The following is a 17881-nucleotide window of genomic DNA, read 5'->3' as shown; positions in this document are numbered from 1 at the left end:
AATGTCGCTATTTTATTTGCCGTGCAACCCTGGCACCTTTGCGGCGTCTAACGCCCAACATTACCCTGGAGTTACCCGATGAATGCTCGTCTGCTGTCTTTGGCCATGATGATTGGTGTGTCGCTGCCGGTGGCGGCGCAGGCGCAGATGCTGGCGCCGGGCTTGTGGGAACTGACCACCAGCAATATGAAAGTCGATAACCAGGACCTGCCGGACCTGTCGCTGATCCTCGGTCAGCTCAAGCAACAGATGACCCCGGAACAACGCGCCATGCTCGAAAAACAAGGCATCACTATGGCCGGTAAAGGTGTGCAGGTGTGCCTGACTCCGGCGCAGGTCGCCTCCGATTCGATCCCGCTGACCGACCCGCAATCGGGCTGCAAGCAGGAAGTGACGGACAAGACCGGCAACCAGTGGAAATTCCGTTTCAGTTGCCCGAAAGCCCAAGGCACTGGCGTAGCAACTTTCCAGAGCCAGAAAGAATTCACCACCACCGTCAACGGCACCTTCAATGCCACCGGCATTCAGCAGAAGGGCAGCCTGGACAGCCATGCCCAATGGTTGGGCAACGATTGCGGGACGGTCAAGCCTCGCGCTTGAGCCTTTCGCACAGGGCTTCGACACTCATCTGACCGAGGTCTTCCCCCAGGCGGCTACGCAGGCTGACGTAGCCGCCGGCTTCTTCCCTCTCGCCAACAATCACCAGATACGGCACTTCATGCAGGCTGTGCTCGCGCATCTTGTAGCTGACCTTCTCGTTGCGTCGGTCCACCACCGCCCGTATACCCACACGTCTCAATGCTTCACAGACCTGCTGGCCGAAGTCAGCCTGGCTTTCACTCAGGGTGAGCACCGCCGCCTGCTGGCTGGCCCAACAGGTGCCGTAAATGCGTTGCTGCGACGCGTTGATGGTGACCTTGGTCAGCTTGAAGGCTCGGATCACACCGGTGCTGGGCACATGAAGACCGTGACATAGGGCTTCAAAATCGCCCAGGCGCCGCACCGAATGATTGGTGTTCGCCAAATGGCGCATGCGTGCTTCGATCTGTTCAAGGTCGACCGGTGTGAAGGCGCGTTCGTAGGCCAAGTCGTAGAAGAAACCATCGTCGATGGGCGACCCGGCTGTCAGTTGAGCGATAGGAAACAGTTGCTGAGTGGCCATCGCCAACAGACTCGCGCAGGAGCGTCGCAGAATCTCCAGCCCCTCGGGATCCTGGGTGGTGATGATCTGGAGCCGGGCGTCCTGCTCTAGTAGGTGTTCGCAGCCCACCAGCACACCGTCAACGCGGCCGGCGACCGACGTCTTGGCCAGCCCCACGCCGATGCTGGCAGCAACTTCGTAAACCGACAGCGCCTCGTCGTACTCGCGTTGCGTGCCGTCTGGCAAGGTGATGCGGATCATCGCCGTCGTCTCTAACGCAGGAAATGCAAAGGTAATCCTTGGCAGCTGTCGATTACCTGACCGTTATGAAAAGCCAAGTGGCCGGAAACCAGGGTGGTGCTGACACTGTGACGAAAACTGCGGTCGGCGAAGGGCGTCCAGCCGCAGCGGGCCAGGATCGGTTGGCTGCTGACCGGCTTGCCCTCGGGCTCGGGTTTGATCAGCACCAGGTCGGCCCAATAACCTTCACGCAGATAGCCGCGATCGGGGATGGCGAATAGGTCGGCGACGCGGTGGCTGGTTTTTGCGACCAGCGTGGTCAGCGGCAGCAGCCCATCGGCCACCAGCTCCAGCAGCGCCGGCAGTGCGTGCTGCACCAGGGGCAATCCCGACGGCGCCTCGCGATAAGCCAACTGTTTTTGCGCCCAGGTATGCGGCGCGTGATCGCTGCCGATCACGTCCAGGCGGTCGCTCAGCAACGCCAGGCGCAGGGCATCACGGTCGGCGCGGGTCTTGATCGCCGGATTGCATTTGATCTGGTGGCCGAGGCGATGATAGTCACGGTCATCGAACAGCAGGTGGTGCAGGCAGACCTCGGCGGTGATGCGTTTTTCGGCAAGGGGCTTGTCTTCGAACAGCGCCAGTTCGCGGGCGCTGGTCAGGTGCAGCACATGCAGACGGGTGCCATGGCGCTTGGCCAATTCCACGGCAAAGGATGACGAGCGATAGCACGCCTCGGCATCGCGGATCAGCGGATGCGCGACGGCGGGGATGTGCTCGCCGAAACGCTCGCGCAGGCGCAGCTCGTTGGCTTGGATGCTCGGCGTGTGTTCGCAATGGGCCAGCAGGATGGTGGGCACTTCGGCGAACAGGCGTTCCAGGATCCGAGGGTCGTCCACCAGCATATTGCCGGTTGAAGCGCCCATGAACACTTTGACTCCGGCCACCTCGCGCGGGTCGAGGGCGGCGACGGTGTCGAGGTTGTCGTTGCTCACGCCGAAATGAAAGCCATAGTTGGCCACCGAGTGCAGGGCGGCGCGGCGTTTCTTGTCGGCCAGGGCGTCCAGGTCGAGGGTGGCCGGGTGGGTGTTGGGCATGTCCATGAAGCTGGTGATACCACCGGCTACCGCTGCGCGGGATTCGCTGTAGAAACTGCCTTTGTCTGGCGCGCCAGGTTCGCGAAAATGCACTTGGTCATCGATCATGCCGGGCAGCAGCCAGTGACCTTGGGCGTCAATGGCGACGGGCGCGTTGCTGTCCTGGATGCTGCTGGCGATCTTTTCGATACGACCATTGGCGACCAATACATCGGCGTCGAATTCCTGGCCTTCGTTCACCAGGCGGGCGTTGCGGATCAGCAGGCGGCTCATGGTTCAGAACTCGTTTTGCAGGGCTTTGTAGCCGCGCACCAGATCAACGTTGGTGCGCGCCACGTCTTCGGAAAACTCCGAGGCACTCACGCTCACCGGCGGGAATTGCGAGAGGTCGGTGTTGGGTCCGATGCGGGTGGTGGAGGGCACATAGAACGCCGCAGGCAAATCACGGCCGTCGACCACCGAGTTGTGGCGCACCACGCAGCCGTCGCCCACGGCGCAGTTGAACAGCACGCTGTTGAAACCGATGAACACGCGGTCGCCGACGGTGCAGGGGCCGTGGACGATGGAGCGGTGCGCAATGGAGGTGAATTCTCCGATGGTCACCGCCGCGCCGGATTTGGAGTGGATGACCACGCCGTCCTGGATATTGGAGTTGGCGCCGATGATGATCGGGTCCATGCCGCCGCTGGCGTCGACTTCGTCGGCGCGGATCACGGCGTAGGGGCCGACGAAAACATTTTCGCCAATGATGACCTTGCCGCAGATGATGGCGGTCTTGTCGACGTAGGCTGACTCGGCAATCACGGGCAGATCGCCGGACGGGTTTTTGCGGATCATGCTAAGGGCTCCGTAATGATGTGGACGTAGTTGCCGTCGATGGCGTTGTAGAAGCAGGTCGGCCGACCGGTGTGGCAGGCCGGACCTTGCTGGTCGACGATCAGCAAGACCGCGTCGCCGTCGCAATCCAGGCGTGCTTCCACCAGTTGTTGCCAGTGACCGGAGCTTTCGCCCTTGCGCCACAACCGCTGACGTGAGCGCGACCAGTAGCAGACCTGCCCGGTGCCCAGGGTTTCCTTGAGGGCCTGGCGGTTCATCCAGGCCAGCATCAACACCTCGCCGCTGCCATGTTGCTGGGCGATGGCGGCGATCAGGCCATCGCTGTTCCACGGCAGGGCATCGAGCACGGGTTCGAGGGGAAAGCGGCTGCCGACGGCAGCCCCTTCCAGGTCGAGCATGCTCAAGGTCATGGCTTGGCTTTTTCAGGTGAGCTTAGGGCCGCGCACAGTGTGTTGAGGTTGTATTCGAACAGCCCGGTGAAGGTGCTGGCCGGGCCTTCAGCGGCAAGGGCGTCGGAGTAAAGCGTGCCGCCGATCTGCGCGCCGCTTTCGTCAGCGATCTGCTTGAGCAGGCGCGAATCCTTGATGTTTTCCATGAACACGGCTTTGACTTTGTCTTTGCGGATCTGGGTGATCAGTGCGGCCACTTCGGCTGCGGACGGCTCGCGTTCGGTGGACAGGCCCTGTGGCGCAAGGAACTCGATGCCGTACGCCTGGCCCAGGTAACCGAAGGCGTCGTGGGAGGTGACGATGCGACGGTTACCGGCGGGTAGAGCGCCGAACTTGGTCTTGGCTTCGGCCAGCAGGCGATAGATTTCTTTCAGGTAGGTTTGGCTGTTGTGCTGGTAGTCGGCCTTGTTGGCCGGGTCGGCAGCGATCAGCGCCTTGGTGATGTTATTCACGTAGATTTCAGCGTTCGCCAGGTTGTGCCAGGCGTGCGGGTCGGGGATGGTTTCGCCGTCTTCGTCCATGGTGTGGGAGATCACGCCTTTGCTGGCGGTCACCACCGTGGCTTTGGTTTCGGTGCTGGTCACCAGACGGTCCAGCCAGGGTTCGAAGCCCAGGCCGTTCTTGATGATCACCTTGGCCTTGAGCAATGCCTTGGCATCGTCCGGGGTAGGCTCGTAGGTATGGGCGTCAGCGTCGGGGCCGACCATGTTGCTGATCTGGATGTGATCACCACCAATCTGGTGGGTGATGTCATCGAGGATACTGAAGCTGGTAACCACCTGAAGCTTGTCGGCGGCCTGGGCCGTCGACAACGACAGGACGAGACTGAACAGCACGAGTAGAGCGCGCATCGGTAAACACCTCATTGGGATGACAGCAAGGGCGGGCGGCGCAGCAAGCCGTGCACCGGACCGAAGACCACGGACAGCAGATACCCGGCGCCCGCCACCAGCACGATCGCCGGGCCGCTGGGCAACGAGTAGTAGAACGACAGCAACAAACCCAGCCACACCGACAGGCATCCCAGCACTGCCGATACCGCGATCAACACCGGCAGGCGCCGGCTCCAGAAACGTGAAGCGATGGCCGGCAACATCATCAGGCCCACCACCATCAAGGCGCCGATGGCCTGGAAGCCGATCACCAGGTTCAGCACCACCAAAGTCAGGAACAAACCATGGGCCAGCGGACCGAGGCGGCTGACGGTTTGCAGGAACAACGGGTCGAGGGTGTCCAGCAGCAGGGGTTTGTAGATCACGGCCATGGCGATCAGGCTGAAACTGGACACCCACAGCATGCCGGTGAGGGTGGTTTCGTCCACCGCCAGGGCTGAGCCGAACAGCAGGTGTAGCAGGTCGAGTCGTTTGCCGGCGAGGCCCAGGATCAGTACGCCGGCGGCGAGGGAGATGGGGTAGATGGCCGCGAGACTGGCGTCTTCGCGCAGGCCGGTACGACGAGTGATCCACGCGGACAGGCCTGCCATGCTCAGGCCCGCGCCGAGGCCGCCGATGGTCAGGGCGGGGAGGCTGAGGCCGGCGAACCAGAAGCCGAGGGCTGCGCCGGGCAGGATGCCGTGGGCGACGGCGTCACCGATCAGGCTCATGCGTCGCAGGATCAGGAACACGCCCAGTGGCGCGGTGCTGCAGGCGAGCACCAACCCGCCGATGAGGGCGCGGCGCATAAAGACGAAATCAACAAAAGGCATCCACAGGTGGGCGGCGAAATGCATCAGGCCACCTGCATCTGTGGCTGCGGGCGTATCAGCTCTTTGCTCGGGCCGAACACGCAGCCGCTGCTTTTGATCTGCACCACTTGCTGGGTGTGGTGGCGCACGGAGGCGAGGTCATGGCAGACCACGATCAACGTGCGACCTTGCTCATGCCACGCGTGGATATGCTTCCAGCACAGCGCCTGGCCTTCTTCATCGAGGGCGGCGTGGGGCTCGTCAAGTAGCAGAACCGGCGCTTCGGTCAGGCTCATGCGGGCGAGCAGGGCGCGTTGCAGTTCGCCACCGGACAACGCCATCAAGGGGCGGTGTTCGAGGCCGCCAAGGCACCAGTCTTCCAATACCGCTTCCAGGCGCTGGCTGCGTTGTTGCGGGGAAAGTTGCGTCCCCCAGAAACCGGCAGCGACCAGTTCCTGCAAGCTGATGGGAAACTGTCGGTCCAAGTGTTGCTGCTGGGGCAGAAACGACAGCCCGCCACGGCGTGGAACATCCACCGTGACTTTACCCGCCAGGGGTTTCTGCAGGCCGGCGATGACTTTAAGCAGGCTGCTTTTGCCGGTGCCATTGGCGCCGATGATGCCGGTGAGGCTGCCTTTTTCCAGGGTGAGGTTGATGGCGGGCGTCAGCGGCTGGCCGGGTGCGCCCCAGCGTAAAGCGGTGCAGGTGATCATGCAGGGTGTCTCGTCCAGCGGCTTTCAGCCACGGCATCGTGCGCGTGCAGGCTTTCGGCATGGACCACTTTCAGGTGGAAGGCTTTGACGGCATCCGACCGTTTCAAGGCGAGGTTCAGGCGGCGGGCGGCGTCTTCGCAGAACATCAGGTTCTGCCCGTTGGCCAGGGCGAATGCTTGTTCGTCCGCGCGCTTTACGGCGGTTTGTACGGCGGTGCCCAGGGCGGCTTCGACGGTGTCGATCAACTCCGTAAGCGGCAGTTGCTCGCCATTTAACTGGACATGCAACTGCGCACTGCTGCGCTGGCTATGAGGCGTGGCGACGATGCCATTGGCGCTGCCAAGCCAGGTCAACATGTCTTCATGCTGCAACGGTGTGTTGGCGAAGTCGTCGAGAAATTGTTGCTGAATCAACTGCCTGGCGAGGGCAGCGGAGCATGGGCACGTTGAGGAATAAGTAACGTCAATTTTTAGTTCCACGTGGAACATCTGGTTTTCCAGGCGCGCTTCAATGCTCACCGGGTAGCCTTTCCAGCCGGCCAGCGGGCTGACCAGCGCCGGGCGTTTGAGCAGCAAATCGGTGTGGATGCGTAGGTAGGCGTTATTAGATAAACCTTCATGACTGTCGAGAAAACGCTGCAGTACAGTACGCAGAAGTGCGGGCGTAAGCGGTTGCTGGTCGAGCATCTCCAGCGCCAGGTACAGGCGAGACATATGAATGCCACGGGCGGCGCCATCGTCCAGGCTCACGCCGGCATCGGCGGTTGCGGCCAAGCGTTGGCCGTCGATAAGAACCGGTAGGGCGATACCGCACATGCCCACCCAGTCGAGTGGCAAGGCTTGGCGTGAAGCCTGCGCGGCGATATCCGGCAGAGTCAGCGCATTCATGAGCAGGTCCATCGTTGGAAATAAAAAGACATGTTATATTATAACTATTGAGTCGACGATGATTTTTCTGCTCCAGCCTTTTTTCAGTCATGTCGAGTAGGGACGCTCCTTTATTTGCGGTATTTTTCATGCACAGACGTCAGCTCCTAAACTTGCTTCTGGCCAGCCCGCTGTTCACCTTGCCGTTTACCGCCCACGCCACGCAGATCAGCAACGCCCGCCTGTGGCGCTCGGACGACAAGCTGCGGCTGGTGTTCGATCTCAGCGGTCCGGTCCAGTACAAGACCTTCACCTTAAGCGCGCCGGAACGCTTGATCATCGACCTCAGCGGCGCCGGGCTCAGTGGTGATTTCTCTCAGTTGGCGCTGAAAAACAGCGGGATCACCTCGATCCGCTCCGGGCATTTCGGCAAAGGCGATACGCGCATCGTGCTGGACCTTGCCGCACCGATGCAGCTCAACAGCTTTCTATTGCCGCCCCAGGATGGCCAAGGCCATCGCCTGGTGTTGGACCTGACCAGCGCCACCCAGGCGCCTCGCCAGATTGCGGCCGAGCCCAAGCCTTTGGTGGACAAGGCCCACCCCAAACGCGACATCATCGTGGTGGTCGACCCCGGCCATGGCGGCAAGGACCCAGGCGCCGTCGGCTCCAAAGGCCAGCGCGAAAAAGATGTGGTGCTGTCCATCGCCCAACTGCTGGCTAAGCGCTTGAAGCGCGAGAAAGGTTTCGACGTGAAGTTGGTGCGCAACGACGATTTCTTCGTACCGCTGCGCAAGCGCGTGGAAATCGCCCACAAGCACAATGCCGATATGTTTATTTCGGTGCATGCGGACGCGGCGCCGCGTATCACGGCGTCGGGCGCTTCGGTGTATGCCCTGTCCGAAGGCGGCGCCACTTCCGCTACGGCGCGATTCATGGCGCAACGTGAGAACGGCGCCGATCTGCTCGGTGCCACCAGTCTGCTCAATCTGAAAGATAAGGACCCGATGCTCGCCGGGGTGATCCTGGATATGTCGATGAACGCCACCATCGCGTCCAGCCTGCAACTGGGCAGCTCGATCCTGGGCAGCCTGGAAGGCATCACCAGCCTGCATCAGAAGCGCGTGGAACAAGCCGGATTCGCCGTGCTCAAGTCACCGGACGTGCCGTCGATCCTGGTGGAAACCGGGTTTATTTCCAACGCGCGGGACAGTGCGCGGCTGGTCACCGCGCGTCATCAACAGGCGGTTGCCGATGGCCTGTTCGAAGGCCTGAAGAAATACTTCCAGAAGAACCCACCGATGAACAGTTACATGGCGTGGGTGCAGGAACAGAAGAACGGCCAGGTCTAACAGCCGGTTATACGGCTACAGGTGAATTTGGCGCTGGCGCCGCCTGAACTGGAAAACCGGTTGAGGGTGGTCCAGCCCACGCGCCGTGTGTAGCCGACCCACGCCTCACCATCCGACGCCAACCCGGTAAAGAACGTCAGTTGCCCGTAGCGGCTGTTGGTCTGTGCCCAATAGCGTTTGCCGATCACCTCGTACCCGCGCAAATACGTGGTGCTGCCGACCGTCGCCACGCTGTAGGCGTTGCCTGAAGGGTCAACGCAAGCAAGCAGGTTGGCGCTGCGCGTGCAGTTGGCCAGCAGGCTCGGCACCTGGGCGCAGACAGGTCCTGCGGCAATCAATAACAGGGCGCACACCAAGCGTTTCATAGGGTTTCTCGAGGTCGGGAAGTATTCAAGCATTGCGCCCCTCGTCGTGGCGAGCAAGAGAGGATTGGCTTATTTGTATTGTTATACTATAACATTAAAAAACAGCCTGACCCGTGAACCGCTCCCCATGACCGAACAAGACCTCCTGGCCCAGCCTTCCGCCAACTACATGAATGAAGCCCAGCAAGGGTTCTTCCGTGAGTTGCTGCTGGCCCAGCGCAATGAGCTGCAAGCCCGCATCGACGCCGAGTTCCTGTTACTGCGCGAGCAGGAAACCAACAGCGACCCCGCCGATGTCGGCAGCGCCGAAGAACAGCGCCAATGGCAACTGCGCCTGCTGGAGCGGGAAAAGAAGCTGTTGGACAAGATCGACGACGCCCTCGAATTGCTCGCGCGCGGGGAATACGGCTGGTGCCGCGAAACCGGCGAGCCCATCGGCCTACAGCGCTTGTTGCTGCGTCCTACCGCCACCCTGTGTATCGAAGCCAAAGAACGTGAAGAGCTGCGCGAACGCCACAAACGGGCGATTTGACCGGCCAACCCTGATAAGGAATACCTGATGCCCAATCGTCTCCCCGTTACTGTGTTGTCCGGATTTCTCGGCGCCGGTAAAAGCACGCTGCTCAACTATGTCCTGCGCAACCGCGAAAACCTGCGGGTGGCGGTGATCGTCAACGACATGAGTGAAATCAACATCGACGGCAGTGAAGTCCAGCGCGACGTCACGCTCAATCGCGCCGAAGAAAAACTGGTGGAGATGAGCAACGGCTGCATCTGCTGCACCTTGCGGGAAGACTTGCTCGAAGAAGTCGGAAAACTCGCCAAGGAAGGTCGTTTCGATTACTTGCTGATCGAGTCCACCGGCATCTCCGAACCCTTGCCCGTGGCCGAAACTTTCACCTTCCGCGACGAAAACGAGCAAAGCCTGGCCGACATCGCACGCCTGGACACCATGGTCACCGTGGTCGACGGCATGAACTTCCTGCTCGACTACCAGGCCGCCGAAAGCCTGGCGTCACGTGGTGAAACCCTCGGTGAAGAAGACGAGCGCTCCATCACCGACCTGCTGATCGAGCAGATCGAATTCGCCGACGTGATCCTCATCAGCAAAATCGACCTGATCAGCAGCCGCGAACGCGAAGAGTTGATGGCGATCCTTGAACGCCTCAACGCCCAGGCGGAAATCATCCCGATGGTCATGGGTGAAGTACCGCTGAACAAGATTCTCAACACTGGCCGTTTCGACTTCGAACGCGCCGCGCAAGCGCCGGGCTGGTTGCAGGAATTGCGTGGTGAACATGTACCGGAAACCGAGGAATACGGTATTGCTTCCACCGCTTACCGTGCGCGCCGTCCCTTCCATCCACAGCGTTTCTTCGACTTCATCGACCGCCCGTGGGTCAACGGCAAACTGCTGCGCTCCAAGGGTTTTTTCTGGCTGGCCAGCAAGCACCAAGATGCGGGCAGTTGGTCCCAGGCCGGCGGTTTGATGCGCCATGGTTTTGCCGGACGCTGGTGGCGCTTTGTGCCAAAAAGCCAGTGGCCGCAGGACGAAGAAAGCATCGCGGCGATCATGGGCAACTGGCAACTGAGCACCGGTGATTGCCGCCAGGAACTGGTGTTTATCGGGCAGAACATCGACTTCACCCAACTGCGTGCCGAGCTGGACGCATGCCTGCTAAACGATGAAGAAATGGCCCTGGGCGTCGACGGTTGGCGCCTGCTGGCCGATCCTTTTGGCCCTTGGTATGAGGAGGCAGCCGCCTGATGCTGGCCCCGGTGATTCCCCTGCGTCCCGTGATTCGCCAGACCCGTGGCGAAACCCCGCTGGCGCTGTCCGACATCCTGGAAGATGGCGTCAACCTGGCTGTGTGGGAGCGGCAGTTGCCGTTGCACATCGCCGAGTTCGGCGCCTTGCTGGTGGCGCTCAACGAGCCGTTGGCCGATTCCATGGTGATCGACCTTAACAACGAAGACGCCGTGCCTGACTTGCAGGGTCTGGCGTCCAGTTGCCGTGATCTTGAAGGCTACGAAGGCTTTGTTGCCGATTTGTCGTGGCTGGTCAGCGCATTCGCCTGCTTGCTGGGCGCCAAGCGTATTGGTGTGCGTTTGAGGTTGCTGGATAAGGCGATGTGCCCACGTTTTCACGTCGACCATGTTCCAGTGCGGCTGATCACCACCTATGCGGGGGTCGGCAGCCAGTGGTTGCGCGAAGGCGTGATGGACCGGCGCAGGCTGAGCCAGCCGGAGGCCGAGCCCAGCGAGCGTGTCGAACAGATTCACTGCGGCGAAGTCGCCCTGCTCAAGGGCACCAAATGGCACGGTAATGAGAATTACGGCTTGATCCACCGGTCACCGGCACTCAAGGCCGACGAGCGCCGATTGATCCTGACACTGGATTGGCTCGCATAACCGCGTAGGATCAAACGCTCTACACGGTCCGAACGATGCCCTTCATGCTGCAGAACATTCCCACCCACGTGATTGCCGGGCCCTTGGGCGCCGGCAAGACCAGCCTCATCAAGCACCTGCTCGCCCAGCGTCCGGCCAACGAGCGCTGGGCCGTGCTGATCAACGAGTTCGGGCAGATTGGCCTGGACGCGGCCTTGCTCACTCAGGATGACGACGGCATTGCCCTGGGCGAAGTCGCCGGAGGCTGTCTGTGTTGTGTGAACGGTGCACCGTTTCAGGTAGGACTGGGCCGTCTGTTGCGCAAGGCCAAGCCCGACCGGCTGTTTATCGAACCGTCGGGCCTGGGCCATCCGGCGCAATTGCTCAAGCAGTTGCGACAGGCGCCCTGGCAGGGCGTGCTGGCCGTCCAGCCTTGCGTGCTGGTATTGGATGCCCAGGCGCTGGCCGCAGGGAAACCATTACCGCCAGCGCAGCAAGAGGCTCTGACGAGTGCCGGGTTGCTGGTGTTGAACAAGGATGAAGGGGTGGACGCTGGGCAGCGCCGAGCGATCGAACTGCAGTTGCCAGAATGCCCGCTCTACTGGACCCGTCAGGCGCAATTGCCCTTGCAACAATTACCCGGCCTGAACGCGCAGGCTTCAGCCGCTGTGGATAACATCGAAGTGCCCGAAGGCCTCGCGCAAATGCCGGCGGTGTGGAGCGATCCCACTCAACCGATCTGCCTGAGTCAGGCCCAAGAGGGTGGTTGGAGTGTCGGCTGGCGCTGGCACCCGAGCCAGCAGTTCGATACCCGCCGCCTCGACCAGTGGCTGACAAGCCTTGAATGGCGCCGCGCCAAACTGGTTATCCACAGCGCCGAAGGGTGGGTTTCGACCAACGCGGTGGATAACAGCGAGCTGACTTGGCAGGCCAGCGAGTGGCGCCGCGATTCACGTATCGAATTGATTTTCAGCGAGCCACAGGACCTGGCTGCCTTGCAGGCCGCACTAAAGGCCTGCCGTTACTGACGGTTCTTGGCGTGGTCCTGGCGCCACTGGCTCAGCTCGATCACCTCGGCACTGGGCAGCGGCGTCTTGATCTCGAACGGGTAGGGCGCCAGTTCGATCTGCGCACTGTGGGCGCCAAATTGGGTGATGGTGCCCGGGTGGCGGGTTTCGCCGGTCACGGTGAATTCAAAGTTGTAGATACGCGCCAGGCGCCGCCGCCCGTTGGCATCTTTCACAAACCCGATGCGCTTGAGCGCCACCGCGCCGTCCAACAGTTCGATGTCGAGCTTGGCGCAATGCTGCTTGACCCGCTCCAGCGCCCGCTCGCGCAGGCCGTGGTTGTGCCACACCCAGGCGGCACCGGTCGCCAGCAGCATCAACACGAAGATGTTTCCCAGGGTCAGCATGCGAAAGACTCCAACAAAGTGAGAGCAGCTTAACTGTGTCGCCGGTCTGTCGTACAGGCTGCGTTTAGTCGCATACTGCGCGGCCAGAATTTCAATGGCTTTACGGAAATCCCGCGCATGAAACGCACACCTCATCTGCTTGCGATCCAGTCTCATGTGGTCTTTGGCCACGCCGGAAACAGCGCCGCCGTATTCCCCATGCAGCGCGTCGGGGTGAACGTCTGGCCGTTGAACACGGTGCAGTTCTCCAACCACACCCAGTATGGCCAATGGGCGGGCGAAGTGCTGGCGCCGCAACAGATTCCGGCGCTGGTAGAAGGCATCGCCGCGATTGGCGAGCTGGGCAACTGCGATGCGGTGCTGTCCGGTTACCTGGGCAGTGCAGACCAGGGCCGTGCGATTCTCAGCGGTGTGGCGCGCATCAAGGCCATCAACCCCAAGGCCCTGTATTTGTGCGACCCGGTGATGGGCCATCCGGAAAAGGGCTGCATCGTGCCCCAGGAAGTCAGCGATTTTCTGCTGGACGAAGCCGCGGCCATGGCTGACTTCCTGTGCCCCAACCAGCTGGAGCTGGACAGCTTTGCCGGGCGCAAGCCGCAATCGCTGTTCGACTGCCTGGCCATGGCCAAGGCGTTGCTGGCGCGCGGGCCGAAGGCGGTATTGGTTAAGCACCTGGATTACCCCGGCAAGCTGCCGGACGGTTTTGAGATGCTGCTGGTGACCGCCGATGGCAGTTGGCACCTGCGCCGGCCGCTGCTGGCGTTTCCGCGTCAGCCCGTGGGCGTGGGCGACCTGACCTCGGGGTTGTTCCTGGCGCGGGTACTGTTGGGCGACAGCCTGGTGGCGGCGTTCGAGTTCACTGCCGCAGCGGTGCATGAAGTGCTGCTGGAAACCCAGGCTTGCGCCAGTTATGAACTGGAGTTGGTGCGTGCTCAGGACCGTATCGCCCATCCCCGCGTGCGGTTCGAGGCGACGCCGATCGGCCTGTGATTACGCGTCTGCTTTGATTTCCTGATACCGCTTCTCCAGCTCCTGGCGGATCTGCCGGCGCTGCTGTGCCTGAACGAACCGGCGCTTATCTTCGCTGTTCTGCGGCTGCAACGGCGGCACGGCGGCCGGTTTGCGCTGGTCGTCCACGGCCACCATGGTGAAGAAGCAGCTGTTGGTGTGGCGCACCGAGCGTTCGCGGATGTTCTCGGTCACCACCTTGATGCCCACCTCCATCGAGGTGTTGCCGGTGTAGTTGACCGACGCGAGGAAGGTCACCAGCTCGCCGACATGGATCGGTTCGCGGAAAATCACCTGGTCCACCGACAACGTCACGACATAGCGGCCGGCATAACGGCTCGCACAGGCGTAGGCCACTTCGTCGAGGTACTTGAGCAGGGTGCCGCCGTGGACATTGCCTGAAAAGTTGGCCATATCAGGGGTCATCAATACCGTCATCGACAGCTGGGCGTTTCCGGGTTCCATAGCACACTCACGGGTTGTAGGCATTTGGTTGGGGGACACCTCTGCGGGTGCTGGACTCTTTGCTGCGCCTTCCTTAACGGGACGCCGGTAGGCGGCTTGCCGTCACGCGTGCACCGATCTGTTTCCATATATTGCACCGGCTTTCTGCCGGAAGTCGCGGTGTTAACCTTCAAAAGCCCACCTCAGGGCATTTCTTACGATCAAGGCAGACTTTTCCTTTCGCTCTTTGCGACATTTCAAAGGCGCGGGCGGAAGTGGGAAAAGCGCCAGTACCCTCAAGGAGCCCCTCGCCATGCACGCCATCAGCTTTATCCAGGACCTGGCCGTGATCATGCTGGTGGCTGGGGTTGTCACCATCCTGTTTCACCGCCTCAAACAGCCGGTGGTCCTGGGCTACATCGTCGCCGGGTTCATCATCGGCCCCCACACCCCGCCATTCGGCCTGATCCACGACGAAGACACCATCAAGACCCTCGCCGAGTTGGGGGTGATCTTCCTGATGTTCTGCCTGGGCCTAGAGTTCAGCCTGCGCAAATTGTTCAAGGTTGGCGCCACTGCGTTTATCGCGGCCTTCCTGGAAATCATCTTGATGATCTGGATCGGCTACGAGATCGGCCGCTGGTTTGACTGGAGCACCATGGACTCACTGTTCCTCGGCGCGATCCTGGCGATTTCCTCCACCACCATCATCGTCAAGGCGCTCAATGACCTGAAGATGAAGAACCAGCGCTTTGCCCAGCTTATTTTCGGCGTGCTGATCGTCGAGGACATCCTCGGCATCGGCATCATCGCCTTGCTGTCGAGCATTGCCGTCAGCGGCACGGTCAGCTCCGGCGAGGTGTTTTCCACGGTCGGCAAACTGTCGTTGTTCATGATTGTTGCGTTGGTCATCGGCATTTTGCTGGTGCCGCGTTTGCTGGCCTACGTGGCCAAGTTCGACAGCAACGAGATGCTGCTGATCACCGTATTGGGCCTGTGTTTCGGTTTCTGCCTGCTGGTGGTCAAGCTGGAGTACAGCATGGTGCTGGGCGCGTTCCTGATCGGTGCGATCATGGCCGAATCCAAGCAATTGATTAAGATCGAGCGACTGATCGAGCCAGTCCGCGACATGTTCAGCGCCATCTTCTTCGTGGCCATCGGCTTGATGATCGACCCGCAGATCCTGCTGCAATACGCCTGGCCGATCGCGGTGATCACTGTGGCCGTGGTGCTGGGCAAAATGCTGTCCTGTGGCCTGGGGGCGTTTATCGCCGGCAATGACGGGCGTACCTCACTGCGCGTCGGCATGGGGCTGTCACAGATTGGTGAGTTTTCCTTCATCATTGCGGCGTTGGGGATGACGCTACAGGTGACCAGCGACTTCCTTTACCCTGTCGCCGTAGCCGTTTCAGCGATAACCACACTGCTCACGCCGTACCTGATTCGTGGTGCCGACCCACTGTCCTTGAAGATTGCAGCGGTCATGCCCAAGCGATTGAGCCGGGTGTTCGGCATGTACGGTGAATGGCTGCGCAGTATCCAGCCCCAGGGCGAAGGCGCGATGCTGGCGTCGATGATCCGCAAGATCATCCTGCAAGTCGGGGTGAACCTGGCGCTGGTGGTGGCGATCTTCTTTGCCGGCAGCTTTTTCGCGGCGCGTATCGGTGGGTATCTGGAAGGCTGGATCAGTGATCCAAGCTGGCAGAAGGCGTTGATCTGGGGTGGGGCGTTGCTATTGTCGCTGCCCTTCCTGATCGCGGCGTATCGCAAGCTCAAGGCGCTGTCGATGCTGTTGGCGGAGATGAGTGTGAAGCCGGAAATGGCCGGGCGGCATACCCAGCGCGTACGACGGGTGATCGCGGAGTTGATCCCGATTCTTTCGTTGCTGGTGATCTTCCTGCTATTGGCAGCCTTGTCGGCCAGTATTCTGCCGACCAACAAGTTGCTGGTGCTGATCGCCGTGGTCACGGCTGCAGTGGCGGCGGTGCTTTGGCGGTGGTTCATCCGCGTGCATACGCGGATGCAGGTCGCCTTGTTGGAGACGCTGGATAACCACAAGGATACGCCCGAACACTGAGGTAAGCGGGCCACTTACTGTGGTGAGCGAGCTTGCTCGCGCTGGGCTGCGTAGCAGCCCCAGTCCAGGCGACGCGTTCTTTCAGGTTTGGCGATGTGAGGCATGGGGCCGCTACGCAGCCCAGCGCGGGGCGAGCGCGCTCACCACGCTAAGCCCGATCACCACAGCGAGCCGGTCACCATGGGTGCAGGGCTCAGCTTTCCAGCCAGACGTCCCGCGCCCAGTGCCACACCGATTCCCAGGTTTCCTCGGTGACGATTTCTTCTTCGCCAGACCACAGCACCACAGTGCCGTCTTCCTCAACGCAGTAGTAGTCGTCGCCGTCCTGGCAGATCGGGATCAGGCTACGATCAACACCGGCGTCCCAGGCGTTGGCGGCCACGTCCGGCAGGTAGGTGTGGGATTGCGGGTCGGTGACGGTCACCGGCTCCAGGCTGCCGTACACCACGTCGCTGACGGTCAGCAGGAATTCACGAAAGACGAACGGGATGTCGATGAACAGTTGTTCCTCGATTTCCACCAGTTGGTCTTCGTCAGGCAGCTCCAAAGGAACCGGGACCGGTTCGTTGGCTTCACGCAATTGTTCGATGATTTCTTCCACGGCCGGGATCCTCTTGCTAGATGGCGCGGTTTATAGGGGCGTTTTATACAGTAGCTCGCTATAAGTGCAACCGTGAAATAGAAAACCCCGGACAGGTCCGGGGTTTTTTGTAACTGCTTGCTCACGCGTGCAAGGATCAGCCGTTCTGGCGGATACCGGCGACCAGCCAAGGCTGGTTGTCGCCCTGGGCACGTTCCATGTTCCAGCTTTCGCTGAACACTTCGCCCTGGTCGAAACGCGAGGTCTTCGACACACCGCTGAAGGTCAGGGTGGCGATAGTCTTGTCGGCGCGGTCATCCACACCTTCCAGCTGGACGCGCAGGTCGTCGATGTAGGTCGACTGGAAAGCATCGCCAATGTCGGCACGTTCGCGCTTGAGGAACTCCAGCAGTTGCGGGGTCACGAACTCGGCGATCTTGTCCATTTCGTTGGCGTCCCAGTGCTGCTGCAGGGACTGGAAGTGGCTACGGGCCGCTTCGACGAAACGCTCTTCGTTGAACCAGGCCGGCGCGTTGATCACCGGACGGGCCGCAGCAGGCGCTGCCGAACCACCGAAGATCGAACCCATGGCTGGTTTTTGCTCGAACACTTCACGTTGCATCGGCGCGCCGGCTGGAGCCAGGTGCTCCTGCTGCTTGCGGCGACGAGCGGCGATAAAGCGAAAGATCACAAAGGCGATGACCGCCAGGATCAGCATGTCGAAGATCTGCATGCCCTGGAAGCCGCCACCCATGAACATGGAAGCGAGCAGGCCACCGGCGGCGATACCGGCCAGGGGGCCCAACCAGCGCGAAGCACCGCCGGCCTTGGCAGCGGCGCCAGCAGCACCGGCTGCGCCTGCGGTCGCGGCTGCACCGCCCATGCCGCCGGCGGATGGAGCCATTTGGCTGGTCTGGTGAGTCGGTGCCGCACCGGAACTTTTGCCGCCACCGAAGCGTTTGGCGTTGGCGTCGATGCTCATCGTCAGGCCGATGCACAACGCCATGGCGATGCTAAGAAAACGTTTCATAAAGGGAATTCCCATTTGTGGATTGCACGCGCGCCATGTTGCACAGGTGGAGTGACAGTGGCTAGCGACATAATGTTTCGGGCTTTTGCGTAAGATCGATTCAGAAGGGTCTGTAGGACTAATTACAGATATTGGCCCGAGCGGGTAAAAAACAAGGGAGGGGCGCGATTCTTCACCTTTTGGAGCCCGGCTT

General features: G+C 61.1%; 21 protein-coding genes. 8 read left to right on the top strand and 13 right to left on the bottom strand.

Annotated elements, in window-relative coordinates:
- Positions 1-78 precede the first annotated feature (78 nt).
- Positions 79-600: a DUF3617 domain-containing protein gene (locus ACP7C6_RS18525; protein ID WP_016978689.1), complete on the top strand. Its 522-nt coding sequence runs from the start codon at positions 79-81 to the stop codon at positions 598-600.
- Here the strand turns inward: ACP7C6_RS18525 and ACP7C6_RS18520 are convergent.
- Genes ACP7C6_RS18520 through folE2 form a run of 8 tightly spaced genes read right to left on the bottom strand, consistent with a single transcriptional unit; the run spans position 584 to position 7048 of the window.
- Positions 584-1402, bottom strand: a complete 819-nt coding sequence (locus ACP7C6_RS18520; RefSeq protein ID WP_028618556.1) for a His/Gly/Thr/Pro-type tRNA ligase C-terminal domain-containing protein — start codon at positions 1400-1402, stop codon at positions 584-586. The two genes, ACP7C6_RS18525 and ACP7C6_RS18520, sit on opposite strands and share 17 nt — an antisense overlap.
- 11 nt (positions 1403-1413) lie before the next feature.
- A complete protein-coding gene (locus ACP7C6_RS18515; protein WP_028618555.1) occupies positions 1414-2751 on the bottom strand; it encodes a dihydroorotase in 1338 nt (445 codons plus the stop codon).
- A 3-nt stretch (positions 2752-2754) separates the two neighbouring features.
- Positions 2755-3315 carry a DapH/DapD/GlmU-related protein gene (locus ACP7C6_RS18510; protein ID WP_028618554.1) on the bottom strand — a complete coding sequence of 187 codons (561 nt, stop codon included), beginning with the start codon at positions 3313-3315 and terminating at the stop codon, positions 2755-2757.
- Positions 3312-3725, bottom strand: coding sequence for a phosphoribosyl-AMP cyclohydrolase (gene hisI / locus ACP7C6_RS18505; RefSeq protein ID WP_028618553.1), 414 nt, complete (start codon positions 3723-3725; stop codon positions 3312-3314). Before hisI ends, ACP7C6_RS18510 begins: the two co-directional genes overlap by 4 nt.
- Positions 3722-4615, bottom strand: coding sequence for a metal ABC transporter substrate-binding protein (locus ACP7C6_RS18500; protein WP_028618552.1), 894 nt, complete (start codon positions 4613-4615; stop codon positions 3722-3724). Before ACP7C6_RS18500 ends, hisI begins: the two co-directional genes overlap by 4 nt.
- Before the next feature lie 11 nt (positions 4616-4626).
- Positions 4627-5493: a metal ABC transporter permease gene (locus ACP7C6_RS18495; RefSeq protein ID WP_028618551.1), complete on the bottom strand. Its 867-nt coding sequence runs from the start codon at positions 5491-5493 to the stop codon at positions 4627-4629.
- Positions 5493-6161 (bottom strand): metal ABC transporter ATP-binding protein, encoded by a 669-nt coding sequence (locus tag ACP7C6_RS18490; RefSeq protein ID WP_426109079.1) that lies wholly within the window; start codon positions 6159-6161, stop codon positions 5493-5495. Before ACP7C6_RS18490 ends, ACP7C6_RS18495 begins: the two co-directional genes overlap by 1 nt.
- The gene (gene folE2, locus ACP7C6_RS18485) at positions 6158-7048 is read right to left on the bottom strand and encodes a GTP cyclohydrolase FolE2 (RefSeq protein ID WP_426109078.1); all 891 of its coding nucleotides are present in this window, start codon (positions 7046-7048) and stop codon (positions 6158-6160) included. Before folE2 ends, ACP7C6_RS18490 begins: the two co-directional genes overlap by 4 nt.
- Before the next feature lie 128 nt (positions 7049-7176).
- On the opposite strand from folE2, the gene ACP7C6_RS18480 reads away from it, so the two are divergent.
- Complete coding sequence (locus ACP7C6_RS18480) at positions 7177-8379, top strand: N-acetylmuramoyl-L-alanine amidase (protein ID WP_028618548.1); 1203 nt, start codon at positions 7177-7179, stop codon at positions 8377-8379.
- Here the strand turns inward: ACP7C6_RS18480 and ACP7C6_RS18475 are convergent.
- The gene (locus ACP7C6_RS18475) at positions 8376-8744 is read right to left on the bottom strand and encodes a hypothetical protein (RefSeq protein WP_028618547.1); all 369 of its coding nucleotides are present in this window, start codon (positions 8742-8744) and stop codon (positions 8376-8378) included. The genes ACP7C6_RS18480 and ACP7C6_RS18475 overlap by 4 nt on opposite strands.
- A gap of 127 nt (positions 8745-8871) precedes the next feature.
- Here ACP7C6_RS18475 and dksA point away from each other — a divergent pair, with 127 nt between their 5' ends.
- Genes dksA through ACP7C6_RS18455 form a run of 4 tightly spaced genes read left to right on the top strand, consistent with a single transcriptional unit; the run spans position 8872 to position 12163 of the window.
- Positions 8872-9276: an RNA polymerase-binding protein DksA gene (dksA, locus tag ACP7C6_RS18470; RefSeq protein WP_028618546.1), complete on the top strand. Its 405-nt coding sequence runs from the start codon at positions 8872-8874 to the stop codon at positions 9274-9276.
- A gap of 27 nt (positions 9277-9303) precedes the next feature.
- Complete coding sequence (zigA, locus tag ACP7C6_RS18465; RefSeq protein WP_122729979.1) at positions 9304-10512, top strand: zinc metallochaperone GTPase ZigA; 1209 nt, start codon at positions 9304-9306, stop codon at positions 10510-10512.
- Entirely contained in the window at positions 10512-11156 is a 645-nt protein-coding gene (locus ACP7C6_RS18460; RefSeq protein ID WP_426109077.1) for a DUF1826 domain-containing protein, read from the top strand. Before zigA ends, ACP7C6_RS18460 begins: the two co-directional genes overlap by 1 nt.
- A 44-nt stretch (positions 11157-11200) precedes the next feature.
- Positions 11201-12163 carry a CobW family GTP-binding protein gene (locus tag ACP7C6_RS18455; RefSeq protein ID WP_028618543.1) on the top strand — a complete coding sequence of 321 codons (963 nt, stop codon included), beginning with the start codon at positions 11201-11203 and terminating at the stop codon, positions 12161-12163.
- Here ACP7C6_RS18455 and ACP7C6_RS18450 read toward each other — a convergent pair.
- Positions 12157-12549, bottom strand: a complete 393-nt coding sequence (locus tag ACP7C6_RS18450; protein ID WP_016978674.1) for a DUF3301 domain-containing protein — start codon at positions 12547-12549, stop codon at positions 12157-12159. The genes ACP7C6_RS18455 and ACP7C6_RS18450 overlap by 7 nt on opposite strands.
- A gap of 117 nt (positions 12550-12666) precedes the next feature.
- On the opposite strand from ACP7C6_RS18450, the gene pdxY reads away from it, so the two are divergent.
- A complete protein-coding gene (gene pdxY, locus ACP7C6_RS18445; protein ID WP_236317322.1) occupies positions 12667-13539 on the top strand; it encodes a pyridoxal kinase PdxY in 873 nt (290 codons plus the stop codon).
- On the opposite strand, the gene ACP7C6_RS18440 is transcribed toward pdxY, so the two are convergent.
- Positions 13540-14022 carry an acyl-CoA thioesterase gene (locus ACP7C6_RS18440; RefSeq protein ID WP_016978672.1) on the bottom strand — a complete coding sequence of 161 codons (483 nt, stop codon included), beginning with the start codon at positions 14020-14022 and terminating at the stop codon, positions 13540-13542.
- Positions 14023-14314: 292 nt separating this feature from the next.
- Here ACP7C6_RS18440 and ACP7C6_RS18435 point away from each other — a divergent pair, with 292 nt between their 5' ends.
- On the top strand, positions 14315-16078 hold the full coding sequence (locus tag ACP7C6_RS18435; protein WP_028618539.1) for a cation:proton antiporter: 1764 nt from the start codon (positions 14315-14317) through the stop codon (positions 16076-16078).
- Between the two features lie 193 nt (positions 16079-16271).
- Here ACP7C6_RS18435 and ACP7C6_RS18430 read toward each other — a convergent pair whose 3' ends face one another.
- Positions 16272-16679 (bottom strand): SMI1/KNR4 family protein, encoded by a 408-nt coding sequence (locus ACP7C6_RS18430; RefSeq protein ID WP_028618538.1) that lies wholly within the window; start codon positions 16677-16679, stop codon positions 16272-16274.
- Positions 16680-16815: 136 nt separating this feature from the next.
- The gene (locus ACP7C6_RS18425; RefSeq protein ID WP_028618537.1) at positions 16816-17688 is read right to left on the bottom strand and encodes a Tim44 domain-containing protein; all 873 of its coding nucleotides are present in this window, start codon (positions 17686-17688) and stop codon (positions 16816-16818) included.
- Positions 17689-17881 lie beyond the last annotated feature (193 nt).

This window comes from Pseudomonas sp. TWR1-1-4 (assembly GCF_049897165.1).
Taxonomy (GTDB): Bacteria; Pseudomonadota; Gammaproteobacteria; order Pseudomonadales; family Pseudomonadaceae; genus Aquipseudomonas; species Aquipseudomonas canadensis.
The sequence above is the reverse complement of the archived record's forward strand: the minus strand, read 5'-3'. Positions and strand labels throughout refer to the sequence as shown.